The sequence below is a fragment of the Buttiauxella noackiae genome (assembly GCF_000737905.1).
Classification (GTDB): domain Bacteria; phylum Pseudomonadota; class Gammaproteobacteria; order Enterobacterales; family Enterobacteriaceae; genus Buttiauxella; species Buttiauxella noackiae.
Genome location: NZ_JPRU01000007.1, coordinates 74,186 through 100,929 on the forward strand (window position 1 = coordinate 74,186; position 26,744 = coordinate 100,929).

At 50.4% G+C, this 26,744-nt stretch carries 26 protein-coding genes and 1 pseudogene; 16 read left to right on the plus strand and 11 right to left on the minus strand.

The genetic code is table 11. The features are described 5' to 3' along the window. Positions 1 to 85 precede the first annotated feature (85 nt). From IX31_RS20980 to IX31_RS20990, 3 genes are all read right to left on the minus strand, one after another. A complete protein-coding gene (locus tag IX31_RS20980) occupies positions 86 to 559 on the minus strand; it encodes a hypothetical protein (RefSeq protein ID WP_034461573.1) in 474 nt (157 codons plus the stop codon). A 62-nt stretch (positions 560 to 621) separates the two neighbouring features. Further along, the gene (locus tag IX31_RS20985; RefSeq protein ID WP_034461575.1) at positions 622 to 1,830 is read right to left on the minus strand and encodes a tyrosine-type recombinase/integrase; all 1,209 of its coding nucleotides are present in this window, start codon (positions 1,828 to 1,830) and stop codon (positions 622 to 624) included. A 233-nt stretch (positions 1,831 to 2,063) separates the two neighbouring features. Further along, entirely contained in the window at positions 2,064 to 3,557 is a 1,494-nt protein-coding gene (locus IX31_RS20990) for an NCS1 family nucleobase:cation symporter-1 (RefSeq protein WP_034461577.1), read from the minus strand. Between the two features lie 245 nt (positions 3,558 to 3,802). On the opposite strand from IX31_RS20990, the gene hpxA reads away from it, so the two are divergent. Further along, the gene (hpxA, locus tag IX31_RS20995; protein WP_081908693.1) at positions 3,803 to 4,540 is read left to right on the plus strand and encodes an allantoin racemase; all 738 of its coding nucleotides are present in this window, start codon (positions 3,803 to 3,805) and stop codon (positions 4,538 to 4,540) included. Between the two features lie 31 nt (positions 4,541 to 4,571). After that, positions 4,572 to 5,528 carry an allantoinase PuuE gene (puuE, locus tag IX31_RS21000; RefSeq protein ID WP_034461579.1) on the plus strand — a complete coding sequence of 319 codons (957 nt, stop codon included), beginning with the start codon at positions 4,572 to 4,574 and terminating at the stop codon, positions 5,526 to 5,528. Between the two features lie 44 nt (positions 5,529 to 5,572). Here the strand turns inward: puuE and hpxZ are convergent, their stop codons facing one another. Genes hpxZ through IX31_RS21020 form a run of 4 tightly spaced genes read right to left on the minus strand, consistent with a single transcriptional unit; the run spans position 5,573 to position 9,128 of the window. After that, positions 5,573 to 5,956 carry an oxalurate catabolism protein HpxZ gene (gene hpxZ, locus IX31_RS21005; protein ID WP_034461580.1) on the minus strand — a complete coding sequence of 128 codons (384 nt, stop codon included), beginning with the start codon at positions 5,954 to 5,956 and terminating at the stop codon, positions 5,573 to 5,575. A gap of 10 nt (positions 5,957 to 5,966) precedes the next feature. After that, positions 5,967 to 7,346, minus strand: coding sequence for an AtzE family amidohydrolase (locus IX31_RS21010; RefSeq protein WP_034461581.1), 1,380 nt, complete (start codon positions 7,344 to 7,346; stop codon positions 5,967 to 5,969). Next, positions 7,343 to 7,531 (minus strand): oxalurate catabolism protein HpxX, encoded by a 189-nt coding sequence (gene hpxX / locus IX31_RS21015; protein WP_034461582.1) that lies wholly within the window; start codon positions 7,529 to 7,531, stop codon positions 7,343 to 7,345. The genes IX31_RS21010 and hpxX overlap by 4 nt, the downstream gene beginning before the upstream one ends. 10 nt (positions 7,532 to 7,541) lie before the next feature. Beyond that, entirely contained in the window at positions 7,542 to 9,128 is a 1,587-nt protein-coding gene (locus IX31_RS21020; protein WP_034461583.1) for a gamma-glutamyltransferase family protein, read from the minus strand. A 116-nt stretch (positions 9,129 to 9,244) separates the two neighbouring features. Between IX31_RS21020 and IX31_RS21025 the strand changes: the two genes are divergently transcribed. The 5 genes and pseudogenes from IX31_RS21025 to uraH all read left to right on the plus strand — a co-directional run bounded on the left by IX31_RS21025 (position 9,245) and on the right by uraH (position 13,602). Next, positions 9,245 to 10,084 carry a MurR/RpiR family transcriptional regulator gene (locus IX31_RS21025; RefSeq protein WP_034461584.1) on the plus strand — a complete coding sequence of 280 codons (840 nt, stop codon included), beginning with the start codon at positions 9,245 to 9,247 and terminating at the stop codon, positions 10,082 to 10,084. Positions 10,085 to 10,274: 190 nt separating this feature from the next. Further along, complete coding sequence (locus IX31_RS21030) at positions 10,275 to 11,516, plus strand: pyridoxal-phosphate-dependent aminotransferase family protein (RefSeq protein WP_034461585.1); 1,242 nt, start codon at positions 10,275 to 10,277, stop codon at positions 11,514 to 11,516. Further along, a pseudogene (gene hpxK / locus IX31_RS21035) lies at positions 11,516 to 12,772 on the plus strand (allantoate amidohydrolase); the annotation flags it as partial. The gene IX31_RS21030 and the pseudogene hpxK, both read left to right, overlap by 1 nt. Then, positions 12,755 to 13,270, plus strand: coding sequence for a 2-oxo-4-hydroxy-4-carboxy-5-ureidoimidazoline decarboxylase (uraD, locus tag IX31_RS23685; protein ID WP_241767214.1), 516 nt, complete (start codon positions 12,755 to 12,757; stop codon positions 13,268 to 13,270). The pseudogene hpxK and the gene uraD, both read left to right, overlap by 18 nt. Next, positions 13,267 to 13,602: a hydroxyisourate hydrolase gene (uraH, locus tag IX31_RS21040; RefSeq protein ID WP_034461586.1), complete on the plus strand. Its 336-nt coding sequence runs from the start codon at positions 13,267 to 13,269 to the stop codon at positions 13,600 to 13,602. The genes uraD and uraH overlap by 4 nt, the downstream gene beginning before the upstream one ends. Before the next feature lie 6 nt (positions 13,603 to 13,608). Here uraH and IX31_RS21045 read toward each other — a convergent pair whose 3' ends face one another. Together IX31_RS21045 and fadE are read right to left on the minus strand one after the other, a co-directional pair. After that, positions 13,609 to 14,376, minus strand: coding sequence for an amidohydrolase (locus IX31_RS21045; RefSeq protein WP_034461587.1), 768 nt, complete (start codon positions 14,374 to 14,376; stop codon positions 13,609 to 13,611). Positions 14,377 to 14,474: 98 nt separating this feature from the next. Beyond that, positions 14,475 to 16,919, minus strand: coding sequence for an acyl-CoA dehydrogenase FadE (fadE, locus tag IX31_RS21050; protein WP_034461588.1), 2,445 nt, complete (start codon positions 16,917 to 16,919; stop codon positions 14,475 to 14,477). A gap of 213 nt (positions 16,920 to 17,132) precedes the next feature. Between fadE and lpcA the strand changes: the two genes are divergently transcribed. Beyond that, on the plus strand, positions 17,133 to 17,714 hold the full coding sequence (gene lpcA, locus IX31_RS21055) for a D-sedoheptulose 7-phosphate isomerase (RefSeq protein WP_034461619.1): 582 nt from the start codon (positions 17,133 to 17,135) through the stop codon (positions 17,712 to 17,714). 134 nt (positions 17,715 to 17,848) lie between these two features. Then, positions 17,849 to 18,616, plus strand: coding sequence for a class II glutamine amidotransferase (locus IX31_RS21060; RefSeq protein WP_034461591.1), 768 nt, complete (start codon positions 17,849 to 17,851; stop codon positions 18,614 to 18,616). Here the strand turns inward: IX31_RS21060 and dpaA are convergent. Then, positions 18,587 to 19,324, minus strand: coding sequence for a peptidoglycan meso-diaminopimelic acid protein amidase (dpaA, locus tag IX31_RS21065; RefSeq protein WP_034461593.1), 738 nt, complete (start codon positions 19,322 to 19,324; stop codon positions 18,587 to 18,589). The two genes, IX31_RS21060 and dpaA, sit on opposite strands and share 30 nt — an antisense overlap. A 482-nt stretch (positions 19,325 to 19,806) precedes the next feature. Between dpaA and IX31_RS21070 the strand changes: the two genes are divergently transcribed. From IX31_RS21070 to nqrM, 7 genes are read left to right on the plus strand one after another with little or no spacing between them, the layout of a single operon-like run. Further along, positions 19,807 to 21,150 carry a Na(+)-translocating NADH-quinone reductase subunit A gene (locus IX31_RS21070; RefSeq protein WP_034461594.1) on the plus strand — a complete coding sequence of 448 codons (1,344 nt, stop codon included), beginning with the start codon at positions 19,807 to 19,809 and terminating at the stop codon, positions 21,148 to 21,150. Positions 21,151 to 21,153: 3 nt separating this feature from the next. Next, entirely contained in the window at positions 21,154 to 22,392 is a 1,239-nt protein-coding gene (locus tag IX31_RS21075) for an NADH:ubiquinone reductase (Na(+)-transporting) subunit B (protein WP_034461596.1), read from the plus strand. Further along, a complete protein-coding gene (locus tag IX31_RS21080) occupies positions 22,385 to 23,179 on the plus strand; it encodes a Na(+)-translocating NADH-quinone reductase subunit C (RefSeq protein ID WP_034461598.1) in 795 nt (264 codons plus the stop codon). Before IX31_RS21075 ends, IX31_RS21080 begins: the two co-directional genes overlap by 8 nt. Continuing rightward, positions 23,172 to 23,810, plus strand: coding sequence for an NADH:ubiquinone reductase (Na(+)-transporting) subunit D (locus tag IX31_RS21085; RefSeq protein ID WP_081908371.1), 639 nt, complete (start codon positions 23,172 to 23,174; stop codon positions 23,808 to 23,810). The genes IX31_RS21080 and IX31_RS21085 overlap by 8 nt, the downstream gene beginning before the upstream one ends. Positions 23,811 to 23,816: 6 nt before the next feature. After that, on the plus strand, positions 23,817 to 24,413 hold the full coding sequence (gene nqrE, locus IX31_RS21090) for an NADH:ubiquinone reductase (Na(+)-transporting) subunit E (RefSeq protein WP_034461600.1): 597 nt from the start codon (positions 23,817 to 23,819) through the stop codon (positions 24,411 to 24,413). Between the two features lie 12 nt (positions 24,414 to 24,425). Next, a complete protein-coding gene (gene nqrF / locus IX31_RS21095) occupies positions 24,426 to 25,649 on the plus strand; it encodes an NADH:ubiquinone reductase (Na(+)-transporting) subunit F (protein WP_034461601.1) in 1,224 nt (407 codons plus the stop codon). A gap of 11 nt (positions 25,650 to 25,660) precedes the next feature. Further along, positions 25,661 to 25,885, plus strand: a complete 225-nt coding sequence (gene nqrM / locus IX31_RS21100; protein WP_034461602.1) for a (Na+)-NQR maturation NqrM — start codon at positions 25,661 to 25,663, stop codon at positions 25,883 to 25,885. A 55-nt stretch (positions 25,886 to 25,940) separates the two neighbouring features. Here nqrM and IX31_RS21105 read toward each other — a convergent pair. After that, positions 25,941 to 26,744 (minus strand): IS3 family transposase (locus IX31_RS21105; RefSeq protein WP_122974074.1); only part of this gene is annotated, 804 nt, incomplete at its 5' end.

A 26,744-nucleotide genomic window follows, 5' to 3' on the forward strand; every position in this document is an offset into this window, starting at 1 on the left:
CTTCTGTAAGGCCAGTAGAACCTCCGCTGCAGATTTGCCGATATAAGCGCAGATCTGCACTCTTACCCTGGTTCTATGTTTACCATCAGCCAACAAGCTGGCGATAATCACATTCCATCTCATCGATGAAATCAGCACCGATTGTCGGAAATCCACAGGTTAAACGTTCCTTTCCTTGGATTCTAAATAAATTATAGAGATAGCAGTCCTTCTGGTGATCGACAAGGACAGGCGAAAAAGGTCTGTTTTTTACGATAGCTTCATTTAGTTTGCTGGGGCTGAGGACATTGTATTGATCTCCGGTGATATCAATAACGATATCATCCAGTTCCAGCCAGTAGTGGGTAATCGCATCATTTTTACCTGTTACCCCTGAGACACCTTTCAATTCCAGCTCAGGCCATAATTGCAGAAAGTGGAAGGAAAGTAGCATCGAAGCAAGCTTGCAGCTCATGACAGGGAAGTTGTCTGGAACAAGGTGAATTTTTGAAGAATCACATTTTTCGAGTAGTTCCCGAAATCTGTATGCTTCTTTGCGTATTACCTGAATGGTTAACAAATTTATCTCCCTGATTATTATATGAGTGGTTGAAAGTCTCTGTATGTGGGAAAACGGCTTTCTCAGGCCTTAGAGACCGCGGACATGACATAATCCTCCCATGCCTGCATCATCGGACGTCGTTCATTCAGTAGGTCAGTACGATGGTAGGCTGCTTCTGATTTATTCCTGATAGTATGAGCCAGTGCTCGTTCGGCTAAATCATGCGGGTAGCGTTGCTCGCTACACCAGTCACGGAAGCTGGAACGAAATCCATGCGCGACAGCAAGCCGTCCCTGAGTATCGCTGATGGCTTTGGTTTTGCGTAAAAATGATGTCAAAACCATATCGGAGAGAACGGTCTGTTTTCTGGGGGAAGGGAATACAAGGATCTCATGCAACCCTCTCATCTGTTCAAGCAACTCAATTGCCTGAGTGGACAGTGGTATTCTGTGTCGAAGACCACCTTTCATTCGATCTGGTGGGATAGTCCAGATTTTGCGTTTAAAATCAACTTCATTCCATTTCATCGCCCTGGCTTCACCTGAGCGACATGCCGTCAGTATGACAAATAATAATAATCCTCGGGTAACGTTGTACCGATCCTCGGTGTAAACACGGCTGGCAATATATAACGGTATGACTTTCCAGGGCATGGCTGGCTGATGTTCGGTGCGTATACTGGCGCTGACCTGCTGAGGAAGAAGATGATCGACAACATCGACGGGATTGGCCGAACAGAATCCATGAGCCCAGGCCCATTGCATAACTTTATGAATACGTTGTTTTACCCGTCCGGATGTTTCGGGGATAGTCATCCACGAAGGGCGCAAAACATCTGCAATGTTGGCAGGAATTATTGCATCAAGGGGAACGGTACCCAGAACTGGAAACACATGTTGTTCGAGCGTGGATATCCATTGCTTAGCATGCTTCTTGTTGCGCCATCCTGGCAGCAACTCGGTATGAACTTTTCTTGCCGCCTCTTCAAAAGTAGGGATCACGATTTTGGTCGTTTCCGCTTTTTTGAGTTCAAGAGGGTCATCCCCGGCAGATAATTGCTCCCGCATGGTTTGCGCGAGTTTACCCGCTTCGGCAATGCTAATTTCGGGGTAAGAGCCAAGACCTGCATTCCGTCGTTTCTGAGTTACGGGGCTGACGTAGCGTAACACCCATTTCCCGCGCCCTTTAGCGGAGGACGGATGCAATGTTAAGCCTGTGACACCACCATGAGGAATCGGCTTGTCTTCGGGTTTGATATGACGGGCTTTGGTATCGGTAAGTAAGGCCATAAGTGGTGTGTTCCTGTAAATCTGGGTATGCCTTCAGTATGCCATCTGGTATGCCATTTATTAAAGCTTTCTTCGGATGGTATTAACATGTATCGGACGTGGAACAGCGTAAATTGCAGTATATAGAGGGGTTGTGTTGATGGAGTCGCACAAGGTCGGATTTATAACAAGCGGACGTCCGTTCCGCCACAATTAGAAAGCCTGAATCAGAAATGATTCAGGCTTTCGTCGTTTTAATCCTTCGAAACGACAACCTGCCCGTTATATCCCAGTACGCCACTCTCTTTCTCAGCACGTGCCAGCCAGCGGTAACAGCCTGCACTCAAGAACGCGCCGATAAACCAGCTAAAGTTAGCCACCTCGTGAAGAGCAGGAATAAAGCTGATGATTAAGCCAATGGCAACTGATGGCAGTAGCGCGAGAATCGCTTTAGGGTTGAAACCACTTTTGTACCAGTAGCGGCCTTTTGGCGTGTCATCAAACAGATCGTCGACATAAATTTTGCTGCGTTTAATGATATAGAAGTCAGTCAACAGGATACCGAACAGTGGCCCAATAAACGCACCCAGCACATCCAGCGTGTAGTGAATAAGCTCTGGTGACTGGAACAAGTTCCACGGTGTCAGCAGTACAGATCCCACGGCTGCAATCATCCCACCGGTACGGAAGCTGATTTTCTGCGGCGAGCAGTTCGAGAAGTCGAAAGCAGGTGAGACAAAGTTTGCCACGATATTAATACCGATAGTGGCGGTGATCATGGTAAGCAAACCAATTGCCATCGCGAGGCTGTTGCCCACATGGCTTACCGTTTCGATAGGGTCAGTGATCATTTTGCCAAACAGGGACTGTGTACCGGAGACAATCACTACGGTCACGATGGAGAACAGCAGGAAGTTAAACGGCAGCCCCCAGCGGTTACCACGACGTATCTCTTTCATACTTTTGCCGTAGCGCGAGAAGTCGCCGAAGTTCAGCAATGGACCGGAGAAGTATGAAACGACCAGCGCCGTTGCGGTAAGCATCTGCCACGCCTGCTCGCCAGAGCTAAGTTGTTTGCTGGCAAGCGTAAACGAAATTCCGTCAAACCCAGTTTGATACAAAATCCAGCCTGCCAGCGCCATCATCACGATGTATACCGCAGGCCCCGCGATATCAATGAATCGTTTGATAGTATTCATGCCGTGCCAGAAAACCATCGCCTGAAGCACCCACATAATACCAAAGCAAACCCAGCCGAGATGCGAAAGACCGAGGAAATGCCCGGTGGTCATTGGCGCAAGTGAGGGCCAGAATTTCAGCATAACGAGCATCAAAGCATTTGCGGCCAGATAAGTCTGGATACCGTACCAGGCGAAAGCGATTAACCCACGTATCACCGCCGGAATGTTGGCACCGAACACGCCAAATGCCTGGCGGCAAATCACTGCGTAAGGCACGCCTGCCATCTGGCTAGGTTTCGCTACCAAGTTCGCGCACAGCTGTACGATACAAATCCCCACCAATAAGCAAAGCAAAACCTGCCAGCTTGCCAGTCCTAGTGTGAAGAAGCTGGCAGCCACCACATAGCCACCCATGCTATGCACATCTGACATCCAGAAAGAAAAAATATTGTACCAGGACCATGTCTGGTTGCGCGTCGGCGCCAGATCATCATTACACAGGCGCGGGCTGTACCCTACGTTTGCGCTATCGGTCATGGCAGTCGTGTTGTGTTCAATGCTTGGCATGATATCTGCTCCCTAATAAAAACAGATGCTGACGGATTGTCTGAAACCTTTGTTGCAGGAACTGGGCCAGGTTTTAATTTTTGGAATGCAGGCTGAATACGGCGGCGTTTGAGAGCCATATCGGCGTATATTAAGGCGCTGCGTGCTGTTTCGCAGCGCGAGAAATGTGCAGAGATAGTGCACGCAATCATTTTTATGCCCGGAAATGGTGCTGACCATTGGGGCGAAAACCAAAAGGAATGAGTATGAAGAAACATTTGATTCAGGTGATCAACCCGAACACGAACGTGGCAATGACGCACACCATTGCGCAAGCGGCACGTAGCGTTGCTGCCCCATCCAGCGAAATCATCGCGGTTTGCCCATCACAGGGCGTGGAGTCTATAGAAGGACATTTTGATGAAGCGGTAGCGGCTATTGGTGTGCTTGAGCAAATCAAACGCGGTAAAGAGCAAGGGGTAAGTGGTCACGTTATCGCCTGTTTTGGCGATCCTGGTTTACTGGCCGCGCGTGAACTCGCCAGTGGCCCGGTTATTGGTATAGCCGAAGCAGCAATGCACGCCGCAACAATGGTTGCGACACGCTTCTCTATCGTCACCACTTTGCCGCGTACCGTGATTATTGCGCGCCATTTATTACGCCAGTATGGCTTCGAGCACCATTGTGCAGCGCTGCATGCGATCGATTTACCGGTACTTGCTCTGGAAGATGGCACGGGTCTTGCTCAGATGAAGGTACGCGAGCGTTGTATACAAGCCATGAAAGAGGATAACAGCGGAGCGATTGTGCTTGGTTGTGGTGGGATGGCTAATCTTGCACGGGAATTGACTGCTGAATTGGGCATTCCCGTCATTGATGGCGTTACAGCAGCAGTGAAAATGGTCGAGTCCCTCATCGCTCTTGGGCTTGGAACCAGCAAGCATGGCGACCTCGCGTATCCGAATAAAAAGCCGTTATCAGGCTGTTTTGACATGCTGAGTTGAAATTCTGGCTCGGCTCATAAGGAACCGAACCATGAATGAAGTACCGAAAACTAAAAATTATCACTTCACTGAAAATTACCCGCGTGACATGAAAGGTTATGCGGGTAAGCCGCCACATGCTCAATGGCCAAATAACGCCCGGGTAGCTGTGCAGTTTGTACTCAATTTTGAAGAGGGTGGTGAAAACCACGTTCTGCATGGCGACAGCGGTTCGGAACAGTTCCTTTCCGATATCATCGGTGCCGCCAGTTTTCCTGACCGCCATATGTCGATGGATTCCCTCTATGAATATGGTTCTCGAGCCGGGTTCTGGCGCATCCATAACGAGTTCCAAAAACGCGGCCTGACGATGACAGTCTTTGGCGTAGCAATGGCACTGGCGCGTAACCCTGAAATTGTTGAAGCAATAAAAGCCGCTGATTACGACGTGGTAAGCCACGGTTGGCGCTGGATCCACTACCAAAATCTGGACGAAGCCACTGAGCGTCAGCATATGCATCAGGCTATCGAAATCCTTGAAGATTTATTCGGCAACAAACCGCTCGGTTGGTATACCGGCCGCGACAGCCCGAATACACGTCGGCTGGTGGCAGAAAATGGCAGCTTCCTGTACGACAGCGATTATTACGGCGACGATCTGCCATTCTGGAGCAAAGTCAGTTGTAGTGATGGTTCGACTAAACCCCACCTGGTTGTGCCTTATACGCTTGATGCCAACGATATGCGCTTTGCAACCGCGCAGGGTTTTAACACCGCCGAGCAGTTTTATACCTATCTGAAAGACAGTTTTGATGTGTTGTACGAAGAAGGGGAAACGGCACCAAAAATGATGTCTATCGGCATGCACTGCCGTTTACTGGGGCGGCCAGGTCGTTTCAGAGCATTACAGCGTTTTCTGGATTATGTGCAACAGCATGATGATGTGTGGATATGCCGTCGGCAGGAGATTGCCGAGCATTGGGTGAAGACGCATCCATATTACGAATAAATGATGTGGCGGCGGGTGACATTTTGTTCCCCCGCCAACTGTCTTTAACTCATCACGCTGACATGCGCGGCGACAATTCGCCAGCCATACGGAAATTTGACCCATGTTTGCATTTGACGGCCAATTTTGTCACTTCCTTCACGGGTGAATTCCGTGCTGGCTACAGCCATATCATCGCCGTACGTGGTGATGGTGGTATTTTGCAAAAGCCGGTCTAGCCCTTGAGACGAACGAGCATTTCTGAAAGCTCTTATCTCATCGATACCGTATAGATTTTCACTCGCACCAAAGCGAACGGTACGGGGATCTGCCCAAAATAGTTCATCTAAAACCGCAACATCGTTGCTGATCAACGCCTGTTCGTAGCGGTAAAAAGCGGCACTCACCTCATTGACGATTGCCGGGCGATCAATATTGTCACGCATCATAGTATTTACCTTACCTGGTGGTTTTCCCTACCAGCATACCCTGTATTTCAAGCTGATGGGCAGCTCTCAGGCAGATATCTTCCCGCCATGGCGGTGCAATGAGCTGCACACCGATGGGATGCCCACTTGCAGTCATTAAAGGCACCGTGACTACTGGCAAACCAAGGAATGAAATAGGTTGTGTCAACATACCCATGCTGGCTTTCACGGGAAGCTCAGTCCCGTTAATTTGCATGGTTTGCTGGCCAATCAATGTGGCACTGCAGGGCGTTGCTGGTGCGATAAGCAGATCATACTTTTCGAAGAGTGGCAGGGTGTTATCACGGAACCACGTTCGGAAGCGCTGCGCCTGAGTGTACCAGGCTGATGGTGTCATGGCGCCCGCTAACAAGCGTTCGCGGGAGTTAAGCTCAAAGCGTTCTGCCTGTTCGCGCAAGGCCGGCAAATAATGGTTTCCCCCTTCCGCTGCAGAGAGTAAAAATGCGGCCGATCGGGCGAGTTCTGCTTCAGGCAATGTAATGCATTCGTCGGTTCCAAGTATTTTAGCCACACTTGCCACCGCCGCTTTTGCTTCATCATCGCACCAGGTCTCAAAGAAACCGCCTAATACGGCGCTACGCAAGCTAGCGGGCTTTTCCAGTTTATCGGCTACCGGTTCAACGTGACGGGCTGACTGGAAATGGTCTGTAGCATCGCTTCCCTGGAGGGCGTCATAAACTCGGGCTAAATCATCCACGTTACGAGCCAATGGGCCGATATGGTCGAGGCTGGCGACAAAAGGCTGGCTGCCGCTACGTGAAAGACGGCCAAAAGTAGGTTTCAGGCCAAACACGCCGCACAGCGAAGCCGGAACCCGAATCGAACCATTAGTATCTGTACCGAGGCTAAAGTTCACCATTCCAGCGGCAACGGCTGCTGCTGAACCACCGGATGAACCGCCGGCAATTCGGGCCAAATCATGCGGGTTTCGGGTAGCTCCGTAGTGGCTATTTTCGGTGGTGAAACCGTATGCGTAGGCATCCATATTTAGCGCACCTGTGAGCATAGCCCCAGCGGCACTCAGTTGCTTGATGGCAAACGCATCTTCAAGTGCTGGTGGTTGCGTACTAAAAAGCTCCGCACCAGCAAGCGTTGTCACTCCTTTAATATCAAAGAGATTTTTTACCGCAAAGGGCACGCCCGCTAATGGTGGCAGTGTTTCGCCACACGAACGAATTCGGTCAATGGCCTGTGCCTCTTGCAGTAAACGTTGGGAGGTGACGTGGGTAAAAGCATTAATTTCAGGGTCAACTTGCTCTATTTGTGCAAGCGTCAGATGAGCCAGTTCGCAGGCAGAAAATTCACCGCCAGCCAGTCCTTGCTGAATATCGCGAATGGAAAGTAGGTTCATAGCTTATAAACCCCGGCAACTTCCTGACGTTGCGGCAATGGAAAATCCATCAAAGATTCAGCCAGTGCGGCCATGCGTGTGAGATGTACTTCGAGCTCTTTACGGCGAGCATCATCCAGCGGAACATTGAGAAGTTGCTCCATTAACTGGATATAAGCGGGCCATTCGATAGTTTTTAATTTCATCTTTTCCTCCTTAAAAGCCAGCTGCGCTGCCGTTGCTGCGTGGATCATAAGCTCCTTCAAGCATGCCGTTGGTATGGCGCACAATGGCTCCGGCATGACCTACAGCTTCGCTGAAATCAGGTAATGCTTCGACTTCATGACCCAATTCGCTTAGTGCTGCGAAGGTTTCAGGGCTAAATCTGGCTTCTAATTTCAGGCTGTCTGAGGCTTGCCCCCAGGTTCTACCCAGTAACCAACGTGGAGCAGTAACGGCTTCTTGCAGTGGCATCCCCTGGATCACATGGCGGGTAAAAATAGCCGCCTGAGTTTGCGGTTGCCCATCGCCGCCCATCGAGCCGTAAACCATCGTTCTGCCATCGGCAAGCCGTGCGGCTGCCGGATTCAGGGTATGGAACGGTTGTTTTCCGGGGGCAAGGCTTAATAAATCTTCGGGTTTGAGACTGAACGCTGCTCCACGGTTTTGCCACAGAACACCGCTTTTTGGCAGTACCACACCGCTGCCAAACTCGTGGTAAATACTTTGAATAAACGACACAGCCAATCCGCTGCTATCAATCACGCCCATCCAGACTGTATCGCCAGGGCCTTTACCTGTTCCCCAGTCAGCGGCCTTTGTGTCGTCAATTTCTGCGGCCAGTGCGGTGAGCGGCTCTGGCTCCAGCAGGCTTTGAATTGAAGTGGTGATATGGCGTGGATCGGTGATGTATTTGTCGCGTAGCGTAAAAGCTTTTTTGGTGGCCTCAACGATACGATGAACAGTTTGGGTTTCGTTTGCCTGCGCCATTTCTAAATGATCGGTGATCCCAAGGATCGCCAGCGACACCAGACCCTGCGTGGGGGGCGTCATATTGTAAATGTCACCATGCTGGTGGTGCAGATGCAGCGGAATACGGCGTTTGGCCCGGTGAGCTGCAAGATCTTGTAAGTTTAAAGGCATGCCTAACTCAGCAAGTTCGTTGGCAATTAAGATGGCTAACGGACCGCGATAGAAACTATCAAGCCCTTCAACGGTCAGGCGTGTCAGCGTTTCGGCTAATCGCGGTTGGGTGAAACGACTACCTGCATGGGGAATTTCACCACGATCTAAAAACGTCTCAGCGAAACCGGAGATATTAACCAGCTCGTCGTATTTGCTATGGGTCGCAAGCGCCTGCGATTGGGTCACCGGAATACCATCAGCCGCATAGCGAATTGCATCCGCCAATAAACGCGAGAGCGGCAGTTGCCCGCCGCCAAGCTGCCTGGAGATTTTTAGTGCTTCGTCCCAGCCGCTAAGCGTTCCTGGCACGGTTAGCGCAGCTTTCGGGCCACGATGAGGGATAGATGCTTCGCCTGCGTAAAATTCCAAAGATGCGTGTGAACCCGCGGCACCGCTGGCATCAATCGCAATCGGCTCACCTTCTGGTGGCACTATCAACCAAAAACCATCGCCGCCAATGCCATTCATGTGAGGATAAACAACGGCAATAGTTGCCGCTGCTGCCACCATTGCTTCGATAGCATCTCCACCGTGGCGTAATACGGATAATGCGGTCTCACTGGCTAAGTGGTGCGGTGTAACGGCCATACCGGAAGGTGCCATATTGCTTTGCATCATCGTTTTATCTCTCAGAACGGAAGCTGGATAATATATTTAAGCAAGAGATGTTCCAGGTTGACGAGGTTTGTTTCACTGTGTCAGGCTCGAATGAAACAATAGTTACAGAGGTCATCATGAAACAATTAGACGAGCGCTTAAGAGCAACATACGAGCAGCTTTCCCCGCAAGAACAGCGTGTTGCTGCCTTTATTGTCGACCATTTTGATGATCTGATTAGCTACAACAGCGCTGAGTTGGCCCGTCTTTCAGGCGTATCTAAAGCTACTGTGAGTCGCCTCTTTAAGCGCCTGGGTTATGACCGATACAAGGATATGCGTGAAGAACTGCGAACCTTGCGTCAGAGCGGAATGCCCCTGACGGAAAACCGCGATGCGGTACAAGGTAACACGTTACTTGCACGGCATTACAAACAGGAAATGGCCAACCTGACACACTGGGTTAGCTTGTTGGATACTCAACAGTTTCTCGATGTCGTCACGGCACTTACTTCAGCAAAACGTATTTTTATTATTGGTTTACGAAATTCATGGCCTGTGGCAACGCACCTACGCCAGCAGTTATTACAAGTTCGTAGTGATGTCTGGTTATTGCCGCAACCAGGACAGACGCTGGCAGAAGAAGTGGTGGATATCAACGAACATGACTGTGTCATCGCTATCGCATTCCGTAGACGACCCCGCATCATCAAGCCACTGCTGGCTAATTTGCACAAGCGGCAGGTGCCGCTGCTGGTAATGAGCGAAGCACAGGGCTCTGGTTTGACCCCATACTGCCGTTGGCACTTTGCCGCACCGCTGGATAGCGTTTCAGCTTTCGATAGCTATAGCAGCGCAATGAGTCTGGTGAACCTGTTAGCAAACGCAGTGTTACACGAAGCGTTAACCACTGGTCGTCAGCGCATTCATCATATTGCCGAACTCTATACGGAGCTTGATGAGTTAGAACAACGCTAGTGCACCATAATGGTGCTCCTGCACAGATTCCGGGAATCATTGTGGTTCATTAAGCACTTCAGGTAACTCTCATTTTTAAAGCTAAGTGTCGGCATTTCTCTCTTTGCCACTAATGAAAATGAATGGCACATTAGTTGCAGAATATTTTAACAAAGAATCTTTTGTTTCATTTTGAACTAAAGGAAAGGCCATGTCAGATATTCAGCACTTCGCGCAAATCAATCCGCCACACCGTTTGTTGATGGGGCCGGGTCCAATCAATGCCGATCCACGTGTCTTGCGGGCAATGGCGAGCCAGTTAATTGGGCAGTATGACCCGGTCATGACTGGTTATATGAATGAAGTGATGGTGCTGTATCGCGAGCTTTTCCGTACGCAAAACCGTTGGACAATGCTGGTGGATGGGACTTCCCGTTCTGGTATCGAAGCGATTTTGCTGTCAGCGATTCGTCCGGGTGACAAGGTTCTGGTGCCGGTCTTTGGGCGTTTCGGCCATCTGTTATGTGAAATAGCACGTCGATGCCGTGCTGAAGTTCACACCATTGAGGCCCCCTGGGGCGAAGTGTTTACCCCGGATCAAATTGAAGACGCCATTAAAACGGTTAAACCACGTTTGCTGCTTACCGTACAAGGTGACACCTCTACCACCATGCTACAACCGCTGGCGGAGTTGGGTGAAATCTGCCGCCGCCATGGTGTGCTGTTCTATACCGATGCCACCGCATCTTTTGGCGGCAACGAGCTTGAAACGGATGCCTGGGGATTAGACGCAGTCTCCGCAGGCCTACAAAAATGCCTCGGTGGTCCGTCTGGCAGTTCGCCGATAACGCTCAGCGCACAGATGGAAGAGGTGATCCGCCGCCGTAAATGTGTTGAAGAAGGGATCCGTACGGCTGCTCACCAGGACGGTGATGATGAAATGATCTATTCGAATTATTTCGATCTTGGCATGGTGATGGATTACTGGGGACCGGAACGTCTGAACCACCATACCGAAGCCACCAGCATGTTGTTTGCCGCGCGTGAATGCGCGCGCATTATTCTCGAAGAAGGGCTGGATGCGGGGATCGCTCGTCACGAACTGCACGGGCGTGCGCTGGTAGCGGGAATTCAGGGAATGGGCCTGGAAACCTTTGGCGACCTGCAACACAAAATGAATAACGTGCTGGGGGTGGTGATCCCGTCAGCTGTTCACGGCGAAGAGGTGCGCAAAATGCTGCTGGAAGATTTCCATATCGAAATTGGCACATCGTTTGGCCCGTTGCAGGGCAAAATCTGGCGCATCGGCACTATGGGTTATAACGCGCGTAAAGATTGTGTGCTGCAAACGCTCACCGCGCTGGAAGCGGTGCTTAATCGTCTTGGCTTTAAAACGACGCAAGGCGCGGCGATGCAGGCCGCGTGGGATACCTATTCTCAGGAAAGCCGCTGATGGTCAAACATGTCATGAATGTAACGCAGGCCGGTGCTGCCGCACGCCGCGTGATGCAGCGTGCGGATGAACTGGCGCAAATCAGCGAAACGCCGGGCCAACTGACGCGCGTCTATCTTTCCCCTGAACATCTGCGTGCCAACTATCTGGTTGCCGGTTGGATGGAACAAATCGGCATGACCACCTGGCAGGATGCGGTAGGCAATATTTGTGGGCGTTACGAAGGTGCAAAAGAAGGCGCACAGTCCATTTTGCTGGGCTCGCATCTGGACACGGTACGCAATGCCGGGCGCTACGATGGCATGCTCGGCGTGTTAGCCGCGCTGGAAGTCGTCTCTTTCTTGCATCAACACGAAATTCAATTAGAGCAAGCGATTGAAATTGTGGGTTTTGGTGATGAAGAAGGCACGCGTTTTGGCATCACATTATTGGGTAGCCGTGGCGTGACCGGAACGTGGCCGGATAACTGGCTGGCGTGTGAAGACGCGGCGGGGGTTAGTGTTGCGCAAGCGTTGGTCAATGCCGGTTTTGACCCTTCACGAATTAGTAGTGCTGCCCGTAGTCCGGAAGAGTTTAGTGCGTACCTTGAATTGCACATTGAACAAGGACCCGTGCTTGAACAGAAGAATCTGGCGCTTGGCGTGGTGACCGCCATCAATGGAGCTCGCCGTTTGAAATGCAGCTTTATCGGTGAAGCTGGGCATGCGGGGACGGTGCCGATGACAATTCGTAAAGATGCCCTCGCCGCTGCTGCTGCCTGGATGATTGCTGTCGAGAACGCGACGCTTGAGTTTGCGCCAGATATCGTTGCCACCGTCGGTTCGCTGCAATGCTTACCAGGGGCTGCGAATGTGATTCCCGGTGAGGTTCAGCTTACGCTGGATATCCGTAGCCCACGGGATGCAGATCTTGAAACACTGCTGGAAAAACTGTTGTGTGAGGCGCATGAAATAGCCTCTGCGCGGGGGATAACATTCAGTTCAGAAATCTACTACTCAATTCCTGCCACGCCGTGTGATACCTATTTACAACAACAGCTAAGCTCATCTGTAGCAGCGGTGCAGGGAAGTAGTTTATCGCTGCCAAGCGGGGCGGGGCATGATGCGATTGCGATTGCTCAAAAGTGGCCGGTAGGTATGTTGTTTGTGCGTTGTGACCGTGGAATTAGTCACCATCCGGCAGAGTCTGTGTTGGAAGCGGATGTGATGCAGGCAGTGCAGGCTTATACACAAACGATCATGGCATTGGCTGCGAAAAATACTCTGATTGAGTTTAACGATGGGTCTGATAATGAAGCTCTAAACCTGATAGCAGCATGTGTTGCAATTCCTGCCTGGACAGAAAATCTGGTAGCAGCGCGCCCATATTTAAATGTCGACGTGTTACAGCATTATGCTTCGCAACTGACTCTCGATTGGGGAGGTGAGGAGTTGAATCAGGCGCTGGCGGCACATCCACGTATCGGTGAAAAGGCACGGGGGAATAGCAAAGAAGCCGTATTCTCTAAAGGTGAGCAGTCTGCTGTAGATACGCAAAATAGCGCGTTAACTTTAGCACTGGCAAAGGGAAATGCTGAATATGAAGAGCGGTTCGGCCGTGTATTTCTTATTCGTGCGAAGGGGCGTAGCGGTGAAGATATTCTTGCTGAACTTTATCGCCGCCTGAACAATTCTCCAGCCCAGGAAGAAGCTGAAGCATTGGAGCAATTACGCCAAATCACATTGCTACGTCTGGAAGGAGTGTTTTCCCAATGAGCCAACTGAGCACGCATATTCTTGATACGGCGTTGGGGAAACCAGCGGTAGAGGTAGCGATCCGGCTTGAACGGCAGATCGGCGAAAGCTGGGAAGCTATCGCGCAAGGCGTGACGGATGCTGACGGGCGGCTGAAAGATTTCGGTGAGGCGCTGTTAGCGGCGGGGCGTTACCGCCTGACGGCGGAAATCGGCCAGTATTTTGCTGAAACGCACAGGGAAACGCTGTATCCGAGCGCGCAAATTGACTTTGTTATTACGCAAAACGGCGGGCATTATCACCTGCCGTTTTTAATTTCCCCATGGTCTTGGTCGACTTACCGAGGAAGTTAGTTGAAATTACAGACTAAAGGGATCGGCATCCTGCCATGCCGGGAATTTCTCACGGTATTCCTGCAAAGCAATTAACGACAAATCCGCGTCGAGGCGCATCGCCTGATGGGCTTCGCCATTTGCCAGAATTTCACCCTGTGGGTTAATAATCTTGCTATCACCCCGGTAATGATGGCCATTTCCATCAGTACCAACACGGTTACAGCCCGCCACATATGCCTGGTTTTCAATGGCTCGAGCGACAAGCAGGCTTTGCCAGTGCAAGGAACGCGGGGCAGGCCAGTTAGCAACGTATAACGCCAGGTCATAGTCATTACGATTGCGTGAAAAAACCGGGAAGCGTAAGTCGTAACAAACCTGCGGCAGAATGCGCCACCCACGCCATTCGACGATGACCCGCTCGTTACCGGCCTGATAATGGTGGTGCTCATCGGCCATGCGGAACAGATGGCGTTTATCGTAGAAATGGACTTTACCGTCAGGCTGTACCAGCAAGAATCGGTTTACCGACCCGCGATCGGTTTGCAGTGCGGCACTGCCGGCAATCATTGCCTGAGTTTGCTGGGCTTTGAACTGCATCCAGTCAATCACTTCTTCTTCGGCAAGCGACTGTTTAGCTGCTTCCATCGCGAAACCCGTGGTGAACATTTCCGGCAGGACAATCAGATCGCGGCCATGAATACCATCCAACTGTACATCGAAGTGGCGCAAGTTTGCTGCGCCGTCCATCCAGACCAGCGGTTGTTGCAGAACGGTAATTTTCAAACCAGACACAATCGGAAGCCTCATGATAAGCAGTGTTTCATTCACTTTAGCATGAGTTAAGAATAAAAAACCCGCCGAAGCGGGTTTAGTGTAGAGAGGTAGAGGGCTTATGCCGCTTCAATTTTGCGATGCTTTTCCGGCACCTTTACCGGCATAGTTGCCAGCTCCTCCGGCTCAAACTCATCGACGTTGATGCTGCGCAGGCGGCTTGCTTCAGCTTTGGTGAGGATCGCCGCTTCGTCTGCGTTGATCTTCCCTTCAGCCAGCCACTGTTTAGCTTGCTCATCAAGGCGGGTAAATGCCAGATTACGCCCGGTTTCTTTACAGATGCGCAGGTGGATTGGCTCAGCGGCCATGACGTCCATCAGTGCTTCTTCCAGCAGACCAGCAGGGTTGAACTCGCTTGGTGTCAGATACTGGCCCCGACCAATGCGTGAGCGGGTAGCGGATGGAATCTGCATGATCTTCGCCAGTTTATGATCCAGCTTGTCAGATGGGGCATCGTAACGACGGCCCAGCGGGAAGATAACGACACGCAACATGCCTGCCACAAACGCATTCGGGAAGTTACGCAGCAAATCGTCAATCGCTTGTTCTGCCTGATACAACGCATCCTGAACACCCCAGTGAACCAGTGGCAGGTCAGCTTCGTTACGGCCTTCGTCGTCATAGCGTTTCAGCACCGATGAAGCGAGGTACAGCTGGCTCAGAATATCGCCCAGACGAGCTGAGATACGTTCACGACGCTTGAGGCTGCCCCCCAGAACCGCCATGGATACGTCTGACAGCAATGCCAGGTTGGCGCTCAGTCGGTTCATATACTGGTAGTAGCGTTTGGTGGAATCTTTGGTCGGTGTGGCGCTGGTCAGGCCATTGGTTAAACCGAGCCACAGGCTGCGCATTTTATTGCTACCCACGTGGCCGATATGCTTAAACAGCAGCTTATCGAAGGCATTTACATCGTTGTTTTGCGCCGCAGTCATCTCATCGAGCACATACGGATGGCAACGAATAGCACCCTGGCCGAAGATAATCATGCTGCGTGTCAGAATGTTCGCGCCTTCTACAGTAATTGCGATAGGCGCACCCTGATAAGCACGTGCCACAAAGTTAGAATTGCCCAGCATAATGCCTTTGCCGCCGACAATATCCATTGCATCCAGAATGGCGCGCTGGCCGCGGTGGGTACAGTGGTATTTAACGATAGCTGACAGAACGGCAGGTTTTTCACCGAGCATAATGCCGTAGGTCACCAGAGATGCGGCGGCATCCATCACATAAGCATTACCGGCAATACGCGCCAGCGGCTCTTCAATCCCTTCCATTTTACCGATGGAAATTCTGAACTGACGACGGATATGGGCATAAGCACCTGTCGCCATCGCCACAGATTTCAGGCCACCGGTTGAGTTGGATGGCAGGGTGATTCCACGGCCCACAGACAGACATTCCACCAGCATACGCCAGCCCTGGCCGGCCATTTTCGGGCCACCGATGATGTAGTCAATCGGGACGAAAATATCTTTACCGCGAGTTGGCCCATTCTGGAATGGCACGTTAAGTGGGAAGTGGCGTTTGCCAATTTCCACACCTGGCGTGTGAGTTGGGATCAGTGCGCAGGTAATACCGAGATCTTCTTCCTCACCCAGCAAATGGTCCGGGTCAGACAGTTTGAATGCCAGGCCCAGAACGGTGGCAATGGGAGCGAGCGTAATGTAGCGCTTGTTCCAGGTCAGACGCATGCCGAGAACTTGCTGGCCTTGCCATTCGCCCATACAGACAACGCCGGTATCAGGAATTGCACCGGCATCGGAACCCGCTTCCGGGCTTGTCAGCGCAAAGCATGGGATCTCTTGTCCGCGTGCCAGGCGCGGCAGGTAATGATCTTTCTGCTCTTCTGTACCGTAATGTTGCAGCAATTCGCCTGGGCCTAATGAGTTAGGCACGCCAACGGTAATCGCCAGAATTCCGGAAACCCCAGACAGTTTTTGTAGTACGCGAGATTGCGCGTAAGCCGAAAACTCCAGGCCGCCGTACTCTTTCTTAATGATCATCGCAAAGAAGCGGTGTTCTTTTAAATAAGCCCACAATTCTGGCGGCAAATCTGCCATTTCGTGCGTGATCTGGAAGTCATTCGCCAGACGGCAGGCTTCTTCAACCGGGCCGTCGATAAAGGCTTGTTCTTCTTCTGTCAGTTTAGGCTGCGGATAGTTGTGCAGCTTTTCCCAATCTGGTTTACCACGGAACAAATCGCCTTCCCACCAGGTTGTACCGGCATCGATAGCTTCTTTCTCAGTACGCGACATCGGCGGCATTACTTTGCGGAAGCTGCGGAACACGGGTGCGGAAATCAGAGATTTACGCATTGGTGTAAAGACGAATGGCACCAGAATTATCGCCAGTGGAACCAGTACCCAGATAGACCAGATACCAGCAAAACCAAGCGCGGCTGTCCACGCCAGTAGAATTGCGCTACTGAGCAGCAAATTGACCTGGTGATAGAAAAGCACACCGAGGAGAACGATGGTTGCGACAATACTCAAAATCAACATAAAGGAAACTCCCTTGCTTGTAGGAGGTCTGACCACTTGGATGTATTGGTTTTAGTTCATGTGGTTTTTTTTAGCAATATATTCACAAAATAATTACAACTCAGCTCACATTGTTACCGCACGGAACAGCAAAAGCAGGAGGATATGGCGCTTCTCGCGCTATCCGGTAAACTGCTGGGGTTAATCAATCGAAAAATACTGAAGGACATCCTCATGTACCAGGATCTTATTCGTAATGAATTGAATGAAGCGGCTGAAACGCTGGCTAACTTCCTGAAAGATGACGCTAACATTCATGCTATTCAGCGCGCGGCAGTATTGCTGGCTGATAGCTTTAAAGCAGGTGGCAAAGTGCTGTCATGCGGCAATGGTGGCTCACATTGTGATGCTATGCACTTTGCTGAAGAGTTGACAGGTCGCTACCGTGAAAACCGTCCGGGCTACCCGGCAATCGCGATTTCTGATGTCAGCCACATCTCTTGTGTGGGGAACGATTTTGGCTATGACCACATCTTCTCTCGTTATGTTGAAGCTGTTGGCCGTGAAGGCGATGTGCTGCTGGGGATCTCCACTTCAGGTAATTCCGGCAATGTAATTAAAGCCATTGAATCTGCTCGTGCGAAAGGCATGAAAGTCATTACCCTGACCGGTAAAGACGGCGGCAAAATGGATGGAACTGCGGATGTCGAAATTCGTGTTCCACACTTTGGCTACGCTGACCGTATTCAGGAAATTCACATCAAAGTGATTCATATCCTGATTCAGTTGATCGAAAAAGAGATGGTTAAGGCTTAACGTTAATCCTCTTTGTTTTTTGTAGGGCGGATAAGCCTGCACCATCCGCCGCCGCCATAACGCAGGTGGTAGATGGCACTTCGTTTATCCACCCTACAAAACAGTGAGGAGGAGAATAGCAGTGGGAGAAGACTATGTGCGAACTGCTCGGGATGAGCGCCAATGTACCTACGGATATTTGCTTTAGCTTTACCGGTTTGGTGCAGCGTGGCGGTGGAACGGGGCCGCATAAAGACGGCTGGGGCATTACTTTCTATGAAGGTAAGGGATGTCGCACATTTAAAGATCCGCAACCGAGTTTTAATTCACCTATCGCAAAGCTTGTGCAGGATTACCCTATCAAATCTTGTTCAGTGGTCGCGCACATTCGCCAGGCGAACCGCGGAAAAGTGGCGCTTGAAAATACCCACCCTTTTACGCGCGAGTTATGGGGCCGCAACTGGACCTACGCTCACAATGGGCAGCTCAAAGGTCATCGCTCACTTGATACCGGCCCATTTCGCCCGATTGGCGAAACTGATAGCGAGCAGGCGTTTTGCTGGCTTCTCCATAAGTTGACGCAACGTTATCCACGCACGCCTGGCAATATGCAGGCGGTGTTCCGCTACATCACTATTCTTGCCGCACAGTTACGAGAGAAAGGTGTGTTCAATATGTTGTTGTCGGATGGGCGATACGTGATGGCGTTTTGCTCCACCAATTTATACTGGATAACCCGACGGGCACCGTTTGGTGTGGCAAAACTGTTGGATCAGGATGTGGAGATCGATTTTCAGGAAGAGACCACACTCAACGATGTGGTCACTGTCATCGCGACTCAACCTCTTACAGGTAACGAAACCTGGCACAAGATTGCACCAGGTGAGTCGGAACTATTTTGTCTCGGGGAGCGCGTAGTTTGATGCCAGCTGCGGTTGTGTTGTATGCGCAATCGGCTTACTGATCACATAATTGCCGCTAACAACGGAAACGCCTGGCGGCTGATGATTCGCCATAAAGTAGTCATAACCTGGCTTCAGCTGTTTCCAGAAGTCGATGTAGTAAGAATACTTGTGACGTTGCATGTTGGCATCTGTCATGCGGAACGGATAGATGCTGACCTGTACGCTTGGTTGACCAAAGACTAAAGCACCGGTAACAAACTGGAAAATCTCATCAATGTTAGTGTCGGTCATCGCATAGCAGCCAATGGACACGCAAGCACCGTGAATCATCAGATATTGACCTTGATAACCATGCGAGCGATCAAACTCGTTCGGGAAGCCAATATTAATGGCTTTATAGAAGCGGCTATCAGGTTTTAGCTGGCTACGGGTCACGTTATAAAAACCTTCAGGACTTTTAAAATCACCCTGACGTTGTTTAGGACCTAGCCCACCGGAATAATTACAGATGCTATAGCTGTCGAGCAGTTGATACTGTTCGCCCATCTTCACATATAACTCTAACGTGCGCTCTTCCTTAAATATCTGAATATAAACAGGAGAGCCCATAAGTTGTTGCTTGAATTCTTTACTGACAGGCGTGTTAGACGTATTGCCGCTTAATAAGCTGGCAAACGACATGCACGGTATCAGAAGCATCGCAATAATGAGTGCGATCTTGCGCATACTGCTTTATTCCTTGAAAAACTTATACCAAATGCCAGGACGGCAAAAAGAGACCCAAAATCAGAATACTCTGTATCAGGAGCGCTCACATTAGCATCGTTCTAAATTTTCGCAAGCCTGAAACAGAGCGATCCTACACATAAATAGCCGTTATGAAATACATTCACAAACATGAAGAGCTGCTTTTTGCGTAACAGCTCGCATTGCTGCACATCTCTATGCTGATTTCTGCCCCTTCAGAGGGCTAATGATGCTAAAATCCTTCGCGAATGTTGACCTGCGGATATGAAAGGAAACTATCCATAAGTCACTTGTTCCGGTTACCCGGGCGACTTATACCTCCCTCTCGTAATAGCGAATGGATGCGTTTCCTGTTTGTACCGCTTTATGTGTCGCATCGGTTGAATAGCATTTCGACCCATCCGTTGTCGGCTACACTTTTTTGTCGCGATGTTTAAGCCAATTTTAAACGTGATAACCTTATGATAAAAATCAAAAAAGGTCTGGATTTGCCTATTGCCGGTTTACCGGAACAGCAAATCCATGACGGCCCTGCGATACCTTTCGTGGCCCTGCTCGGTGAAGAGTATGTCGGCATGCGCCCTTCTATGCTTGTGCAGGAAGGTGACAAGGTATTGAAAGGCCAGCCTCTCTTCGAAGATAAAAAGAACCCTGGTGTGCTCTTTACTGCTCCTGCGAGTGGAACGGTAACGACGATAAATCGTGGTGAACGTCGTGTACTACAATCTCTGGTTATTGAGGTTCAGGGTGATGACCAGGTCGTTTTTGAACGCTTTGCACCTGAAAGTCTTGGCAAACTGCCGCGCGAAACTGTTCAGGCACAGCTGCTATCTTCTGGCCTGTGGACTGCACTTCGTACGCGACCATTCAGTAAAGCACCACAACCTGCGAGCGTTCCCGCGGCCATTTTTGTGACCGCCATTGATACCAATCCGCTGGCGGCCGATCCGCAACCCATTATTCGTGCGCATCGCGAAATGTTTGATGCGGGCTTAACACTGTTGTCACGGCTGACTGATGGAAAAGTCCATGTCTGTCAGGCTGGTGGCGGTAAATTGGGCGGCCATGCTTGCGGACAAGTGACGTTTAATGAATTTTCCGGTCCTCACCCTGCTGGGTTAGTGGGCACACACATTCATTTCCTGGAGCCTGTTAGCCTGCAAAAAACGGTATGGCATCTTAACTACCAGGATGTGATTGCCATCGGCAAATTATTTATTGAAGGCGAATTGTGGACCGAACGCGTTATTGCGTTAGCCGGCCCACAGGTTAAAAAACCACGTCTGATTCGCACCCGTCTGGGGGCATCTCTGGAAGTGCTCACTGCTGGTGAGCTGGAAGAAGGCGAAAACCGCATCGTCTCCGGTTCTGTATTAAGTGGAACCATGGCCGCTGGCCCTCGTGCCTGGCTTGGTCGTTTCCACCTGCAAGTCACGGTTCTGAAAGAAGGGCGTGAAAAAGAACTGTTTGGTTGGGTAATGCCTGGTGCCGATAAATATTCGATTACACGCACCACGGTTGGCCACTTCCTGAAGCGCAAACTATTTAACTTCTCTACCGATACCAATGGTGGCGAACGCGCAATGGTGCCAATTGGTAACTATGAGCGTGTCATGCCGCTGGATATTCTGGCCACGATGTTATTGCGCGACTTACTGGCAGGAGATACCGACAGCGCTCAATTGCTGGGGTGTCTGGAGCTGGATGAAGAAGATTTGGCGCTTTGTACCTACGTTTGCCCGGGGAAATATGAATATGGCCCGGTGCTACGTGAGGTATTAACCCGCATCGAGCAGGAAGGATAAGTCATGGGCCTGAAGCATTTATTTGAAAAACTAGAGCCGCACTTCACGCAAGGCGGAAAGCTAGAAAAGTACTACCCGCTCTTTGAAGCGACGGCGACACTGTTTTATACGCCAGGCATCGTTACGCCCGGAGCCTCCCATGTTCGTGATGCTATCGATCTGAAACGCATGATGATCCTGGTGTGGTTCGCTGTATTCCCGGCAATGTTCTGGGGCATGTACAACGTTGGGCTGCAAACTATTCCTGCCTTGAACAAGATGTACGGCGCAGAACAACTCCAGCAGGTGATTTCATCTGACTGGCATTATGTTGTCGCGCAGTGGCTGGGCGTAAACTTTACGCCTGATGCTGGCTGGCTCAGCATGATGACGCTTGGGGCCGTTTTCTTCCTGCCAATCTACATCACCGTGTTTTTGGTCGGTGGCTTCTGGGAAGTTCTGTTCTCTATCATCCGCAAACATGAAATTAACGAAGGCTTCTTTGTTACTTCAATTCTTTTTGCGCTGGTGGTGCCACCAACTATGCCTTTGTGGCAAGCAGCACTCGGTATCAGTTTCGGTGTGGTTATCGCTAAAGAAATTTTCGGTGGAACAGGCCGTAACTTCCTGAACCCTGCACTGGCTGGCCGTGCATTCCTGTTCTTCGCTTATCCAGCGCAAATCTCGGGCGACCTGGTGTGGACCGCGGCTGATGGTTTCTCTGGGGCAACTCCGCTTTCGCAATGGTCCCATGGCGGCGGTGAAGCATTAGTCAATGTTGTCACAGGCCAACCTGTTACATGGATGGATGCTTTCCTCGGCAACATTCCCGGTTCGATTGGTGAAGTTTCAACGCTGATGATCCTGATTGGTGGTGCGATTATTCTGTTTGGTCGGGTCGCATCCTGGCGCATCGTGGCGGGCGTTATGCTCGGCATGATTGCCACAGCAACGCTGTTTAACTTCATCGGTTCTGAAACCAACCCGCTATTTGCCATGCCGTGGTACTGGCATCTGGTGCTGGGTGGTTTTGCTTTCGGCATGATGTTTATGGCGACCGATCCGGTTTCGGCCTCGTTTACTAACAAAGGTAAATGGTGGTATGGGGCACTCATCGGCGTGATGTGTGTATTAATTCGAGTTGTAAACCCGGCCTATCCAGAAGGGATGATGCTGGCGATTCTGTTCGCCAACCTCTTTGCACCGTTGTTCGATTACCTGGTGGTGCAAGCCAATATCAAGCGGAGGAAGTCGCGTGGCTGAAGTAAAAAGTAACGATAGCATTGGCAGAACACTGCTGGTGGTGCTGGTGCTTTGCCTGGTTTGCTCCGTCGTAGTGGCTGGTTCTGCTGTGGGGCTTAAAGCTCGTCAGCAGGAGCAAAAAGCGCTCGATAAGCAACGTAACATTCTTGATGTTGCGGGCTTAGCAACACCAAAAATGACAGGTGAAGATGTTAAAGCCGTATTTGAATCACGCATTACACCGCGTTTGTTGGATTTGAAAAGTGGCGAGTTACTGGATAAAGACTCGTCTAAATTCGACCAGGCTGCAGCATTGCGTGATCCAAATCAGAGCAAAGCACTCACCTCTGACGAAGATCGTGCCGGGATAAAAAATCGCAGCAATATTGTTGAGATTTACCTGGTGCGGGATGAGCAAAACAAAATTCAGGAAGTAGTTTTGCCTGTGTATGGCAAAGGTCTGTGGTCGATGATGTACGCCTTCGTTTCTCTGCAAACCGATGGCCGCACGGTAAAAGGCATCACTTACTATGATCAGGGTGAAACCCCGGGTCTGGGTGGTGAGGTTGAAAACCCGAACTGGCGTGCCCAGTGGATTGGCAAAAAACTACTTGATGACAATGGCAAGCCTGCTATTCGTGTTGTGAAAGGCGGTGCGCGTCAGGGAGATGAGTACGGGGTAGATGGTTTATCCGGTGCCACGCTCACAGCAAACGGTGTACAACACACTTTTGATTTCTGGATGGGTGAACTCGGTTTTGGCCCCTTCCTGAAACAAGTACGTGAAGGAGCGCTCAACAATGGCTGATATTTCAGACATGAAAGAGGTCAAACGGGTACTGGTTAGTCCTCTTGTGGATAACAACCCGATTGCCTTGCAAATACTCGGTGTCTGTTCGGCGCTGGCTGTAACGACGAAGCTGGAAACGGCGTTCGTAATGACCATCGCGGTAACTGTGGTGACAGCGTTCTCCAGCATGTTTATCTCGATGATCCGTAACCTGATTCCAAACAGTGTGCGAATCATCGTGCAGATGGCGATCATTGCTTCGTTAGTTATCGTCGTGGATCAGATCCTACGTGCTTATGCTTACGAAATTTCCAAGCAATTATCTGTATTCGTCGGTCTGATCATCACCAACTGTATTGTGATGGGGCGTGCCGAAGCCTACGCCATGAAGTCGCCACCGCTGGCAAGCTTCATGGATGGTATCGGTAACGGCCTGGGATATGGTGTGATTCTGCTGTTAGTTGGCTTCCTGCGTGAGCTTATCGGCAGCGGTAAATTATTTGGTATCACGGTGCTTGAAACGGTGCAGAACGGTGGCTGGTATCAGCCAAACGGGATGTTCCTGCTGGCGCCGAGTGCGTTCTTTATTATCGGCCTGTTGATTTGGGCACTGCGTACGCTGAAGCCTGCGCAGCAGGAAAAGGACTAACTGACTATGGAACATATGATTAGTCTGTTTGTGCGTGCGGTGTTTATTGAGAATATGGCGCTCGCGTTCTTCCTTGGCATGTGTACCTTCCTGGCGGTTTCCAAGAAGGTTTCTACTGCATTTGGTTTAGGTGTCGCGGTTACCGTTGTTTTAGGGATTGCCGTTCCGGCGAATAACCTGGTTTATAACCTTGTGCTTCGCGACGGTGCATTGGTTGAAGGTGTTGACCTCAGCTTCCTGAATTTCATCACCTTCATTGGTGTGATTGCAGCGCTGGTGCAAATCCTTGAAATGATCCTCGATCGTTTCTTCCCGGCTCTCTATAACGCGCTGGGTATCTTCCTGCCGCTTATCACCGTTAACTGCGCCATTTTCGGTGGCGTGTCGTTTATGGTGCAGCGTGATTACAGCTTCGGCGAATCCATCGTTTATGGTGTGGGTTCCGGTGTAGGCTGGATGCTGGCTATCGTCGCGATGGCTGGTATTCGCGAGAAGATGAAATATGCCAATGTGCCCGCAGGATTGCGTGGCTTAGGAATCACCTTTATCACCACTGGATTAATGGCACTAGGTTTCATGTCATTCTCCGGTGTGCAGCTATAAGGGCGGGAAGGTATGGAAATTATTCTTGGCGTGGTGATGTTCACGCTTATTGTTTTGGCTCTGGCGCTGATGATTCTGTTTGCCAAGTCAAAGCTTGTTAACTCCGGCGATGTGCTGATTGAGATTAACAACGAAGCAGACAAACAGTTTCATGCTCCGGCGGGTGACAAACTGCTCAACACACTGTCAAACCAAGGGATATTCATCTCCTCGGCTTGTGGTGGTGGTGGTTCTTGCGGGCAATGCCGTGTCACAGTTAAAGAAGGCGGTGGTGATATTCTGCCTACCGAACTTTCGCATATCACCAAACGTGAAGCGAAAGAGGGCTGCCGTCTTGCCTGCCAGGTTGCCGTTAAGCAGGACATGAAAATTGAGCTGCCAGAGGAAATCTTTGGCGTTAAAAAATGGGAATGCGAAGTTATCTCCAACGATAACAAAGCGACGTTCATCAAAGAACTCAAGCTGCGTATTCCTGATGGTGACGTAGTGCCGTTTCGTGCGGGGGGGTACATCCAGATTGAAAGCCCACCTCACGAAGTTAACTACCAGGACTTCGATGTTCCGCAGGAATACCGTGGCGACTGGGATAAATTTAACCTGTTCCGTTTCAAGTCTGTGGTGAAAGAACCCTGTGTTCGTGCCTATTCCATGGCGAACTACCCGGATGAGAAAGGCATTATCATGCTGAACGTGCGTATCGCTACGCCGCCACCAAATGTGCCAGATGCACCTCCAGGTATTATGTCCTCTTATATCTGGTCGCTGAAAGCGGGCGATAAAGTGACAATTTCTGGGCCGTTCGGTGAATTCTTTGCCAAAGATACGAATGCAGAAATGGTGTTTATCGGCGGTGGTGCCGGTATGGCGCCAATGCGTTCACACATCTTTGACCAGCTCAAACGCCTTCATAGCACGCGCAAAATCAGCTTCTGGTACGGCGCACGTTCGTTACGTGAAATGTTCTACGAAGAAGAGTTTGAAAAACTGGCGCAGGAAAATCCGAACTTCACGTTCAATGTGGCGCTTTCTGATCCACAGCCAGAAGATAACTGGACGGGTTACACCGGCTTTATCCACAACGTATTATTAGAAAACTATCTTCGCAGCCACCCGGCACCAGAAGACTGTGAATTCTATATGTGTGGGCCGCCGATGATGAACGCCGCAGTGATTAAAATGCTTAAAGACCTGGGTGTTGAGGATGAAAATATCATGCTCGATGACTTTGGCGGCTGACGGGAGCCATTATGCTGACGGTATTTTTAGCCACCTTCGTTATATTTTTGCTGGTGATATTTGGTATGTCACTAGGGGTTATTGTGAAGCGCAAAGCGCTTCAGGGTAGTTGTGGTGGTATTGCAGCACTAGGCATGGAGAAGGTCTGCAACTGTCCTGAACCTTGCGATGCGCGTAAAAAGCGTATGGCGAAAGCCGAACGGCTGGCAAAAATCCAGCAAAACCGCATCATATAAGCTCCTTAAAACCTCCCGTTTTGTGAACTGACCCCATAAAGTTGGACGGTTTATATCAGGCGGCTATCTGGGCCTGGGTTCGGTACTCTACCGGACTCAGGCCTTTTAGTTTCTGTTTTATTCTTTCATGGTTGTAATAGTAGATATATTCGTCAATAGCATCCCGTAACTCCCTGATGCTTTTATACTCCTCCAGATACAGGCATTCCGTTTTCAGCGTGCCGAAGAAGCTTTCTATCACCGCATTGTCATAGCAGTTTCCCTTGCGTGACATACTCTGTTTCAGCCCTGCTTCCCTGAGTCGCTTCTGATAGTGCGCCATCTGATACTGCCAACCCTGGTCTGAATGTACCAGCGGATATTCACCTTCACTCAGAACCGACAGCGCCTTACTCAGCATATCGTCCACCATCGACAGAACGGGTCGATGCTCCATCTGATACGCCACGATTTCACCGTTATACAGGTCAAGGACCGGGGATAAATACAGCTTTTCCCCGGCAATTTTAAATTCTGTCACGTCTGTTACCCACTTCTGGTTGGGTTTGTCTGCACTGAACTGGCGGTTCAGCACATTACCCGCAGCTTTGCCATATCGCCCTTTGTAAGAGTTGTATTTCTTCCTTCTGATACAGGCGGTTAAGTCTAACTGCTGCATCAGTCTCTGAACCGTTTTATGATTCAGTGAACTCCCTTGCCGACGACCGGCCAGCGTGATACGCCGGTATCCATATCGCCCTTTATGCTTATGGAACAGCGCTAAAATCTGATGCTTATCATCAGCATCTTTGTCCGGCTTTTTCCCGAAAGCCAGCTGCCAGTAAAACGTACGTCTGGCCAGCTCTGCCGCTTTTAACAG

What these genes read in the sequence shown, in the direction of transcription:
- IX31_RS21060 (WP_034461591.1), top strand. Translation starts at nt 17,849, where the DNA reads ATGTGCGAACTGCTCGGGATGAGCGCCAATGTACCTACGGATATTTGC.
- IX31_RS21070 (WP_034461594.1), top strand. Translation starts at nt 19,807, where the DNA reads ATGATAAAAATCAAAAAAGGTCTGGATTTGCCTATTGCCGGTTTACCG.
- hpxA (WP_081908693.1), top strand. Translation starts at nt 3,803, where the DNA reads ATGAAGAAACATTTGATTCAGGTGATCAACCCGAACACGAACGTGGCA.
- IX31_RS21075 (WP_034461596.1), top strand. Translation starts at nt 21,154, where the DNA reads ATGGGCCTGAAGCATTTATTTGAAAAACTAGAGCCGCACTTCACGCAA.
- hpxX (WP_034461582.1), bottom strand. Translation starts at nt 7,531, where the DNA reads ATGAAATTAAAAACTATCGAATGGCCCGCTTATATCCAGTTAATGGAG.
- uraH (WP_034461586.1), top strand. Translation starts at nt 13,267, where the DNA reads ATGAGCCAACTGAGCACGCATATTCTTGATACGGCGTTGGGGAAACCA.
- uraD (WP_241767214.1), top strand. Translation starts at nt 12,755, where the DNA reads ATGGCATTGGCTGCGAAAAATACTCTGATTGAGTTTAACGATGGGTCT.
- nqrM (WP_034461602.1), top strand. Translation starts at nt 25,661, where the DNA reads ATGCTGACGGTATTTTTAGCCACCTTCGTTATATTTTTGCTGGTGATA.
- lpcA (WP_034461619.1), top strand. Translation starts at nt 17,133, where the DNA reads ATGTACCAGGATCTTATTCGTAATGAATTGAATGAAGCGGCTGAAACG.
- IX31_RS21025 (WP_034461584.1), top strand. Translation starts at nt 9,245, where the DNA reads ATGAAACAATTAGACGAGCGCTTAAGAGCAACATACGAGCAGCTTTCC.
- IX31_RS21010 (WP_034461581.1), bottom strand. Translation starts at nt 7,346, where the DNA reads ATGAACCTACTTTCCATTCGCGATATTCAGCAAGGACTGGCTGGCGGT.
- puuE (WP_034461579.1), top strand. Translation starts at nt 4,572, where the DNA reads ATGAATGAAGTACCGAAAACTAAAAATTATCACTTCACTGAAAATTAC.
- IX31_RS21085 (WP_081908371.1), top strand. Translation starts at nt 23,172, where the DNA reads ATGGCTGATATTTCAGACATGAAAGAGGTCAAACGGGTACTGGTTAGT.
- dpaA (WP_034461593.1), bottom strand. Translation starts at nt 19,324, where the DNA reads ATGCGCAAGATCGCACTCATTATTGCGATGCTTCTGATACCGTGCATG.
- fadE (WP_034461588.1), bottom strand. Translation starts at nt 16,919, where the DNA reads ATGTTGATTTTGAGTATTGTCGCAACCATCGTTCTCCTCGGTGTGCTT.
- nqrF (WP_034461601.1), top strand. Translation starts at nt 24,426, where the DNA reads ATGGAAATTATTCTTGGCGTGGTGATGTTCACGCTTATTGTTTTGGCT.
- IX31_RS20990 (WP_034461577.1), bottom strand. Translation starts at nt 3,557, where the DNA reads ATGCCAAGCATTGAACACAACACGACTGCCATGACCGATAGCGCAAAC.
- nqrE (WP_034461600.1), top strand. Translation starts at nt 23,817, where the DNA reads ATGGAACATATGATTAGTCTGTTTGTGCGTGCGGTGTTTATTGAGAAT.
- hpxZ (WP_034461580.1), bottom strand. Translation starts at nt 5,956, where the DNA reads ATGATGCGTGACAATATTGATCGCCCGGCAATCGTCAATGAGGTGAGT.
- IX31_RS21030 (WP_034461585.1), top strand. Translation starts at nt 10,275, where the DNA reads ATGTCAGATATTCAGCACTTCGCGCAAATCAATCCGCCACACCGTTTG.
- IX31_RS21020 (WP_034461583.1), bottom strand. Translation starts at nt 9,128, where the DNA reads ATGATGCAAAGCAATATGGCACCTTCCGGTATGGCCGTTACACCGCAC.
- IX31_RS20985 (WP_034461575.1), bottom strand. Translation starts at nt 1,830, where the DNA reads ATGGCCTTACTTACCGATACCAAAGCCCGTCATATCAAACCCGAAGAC.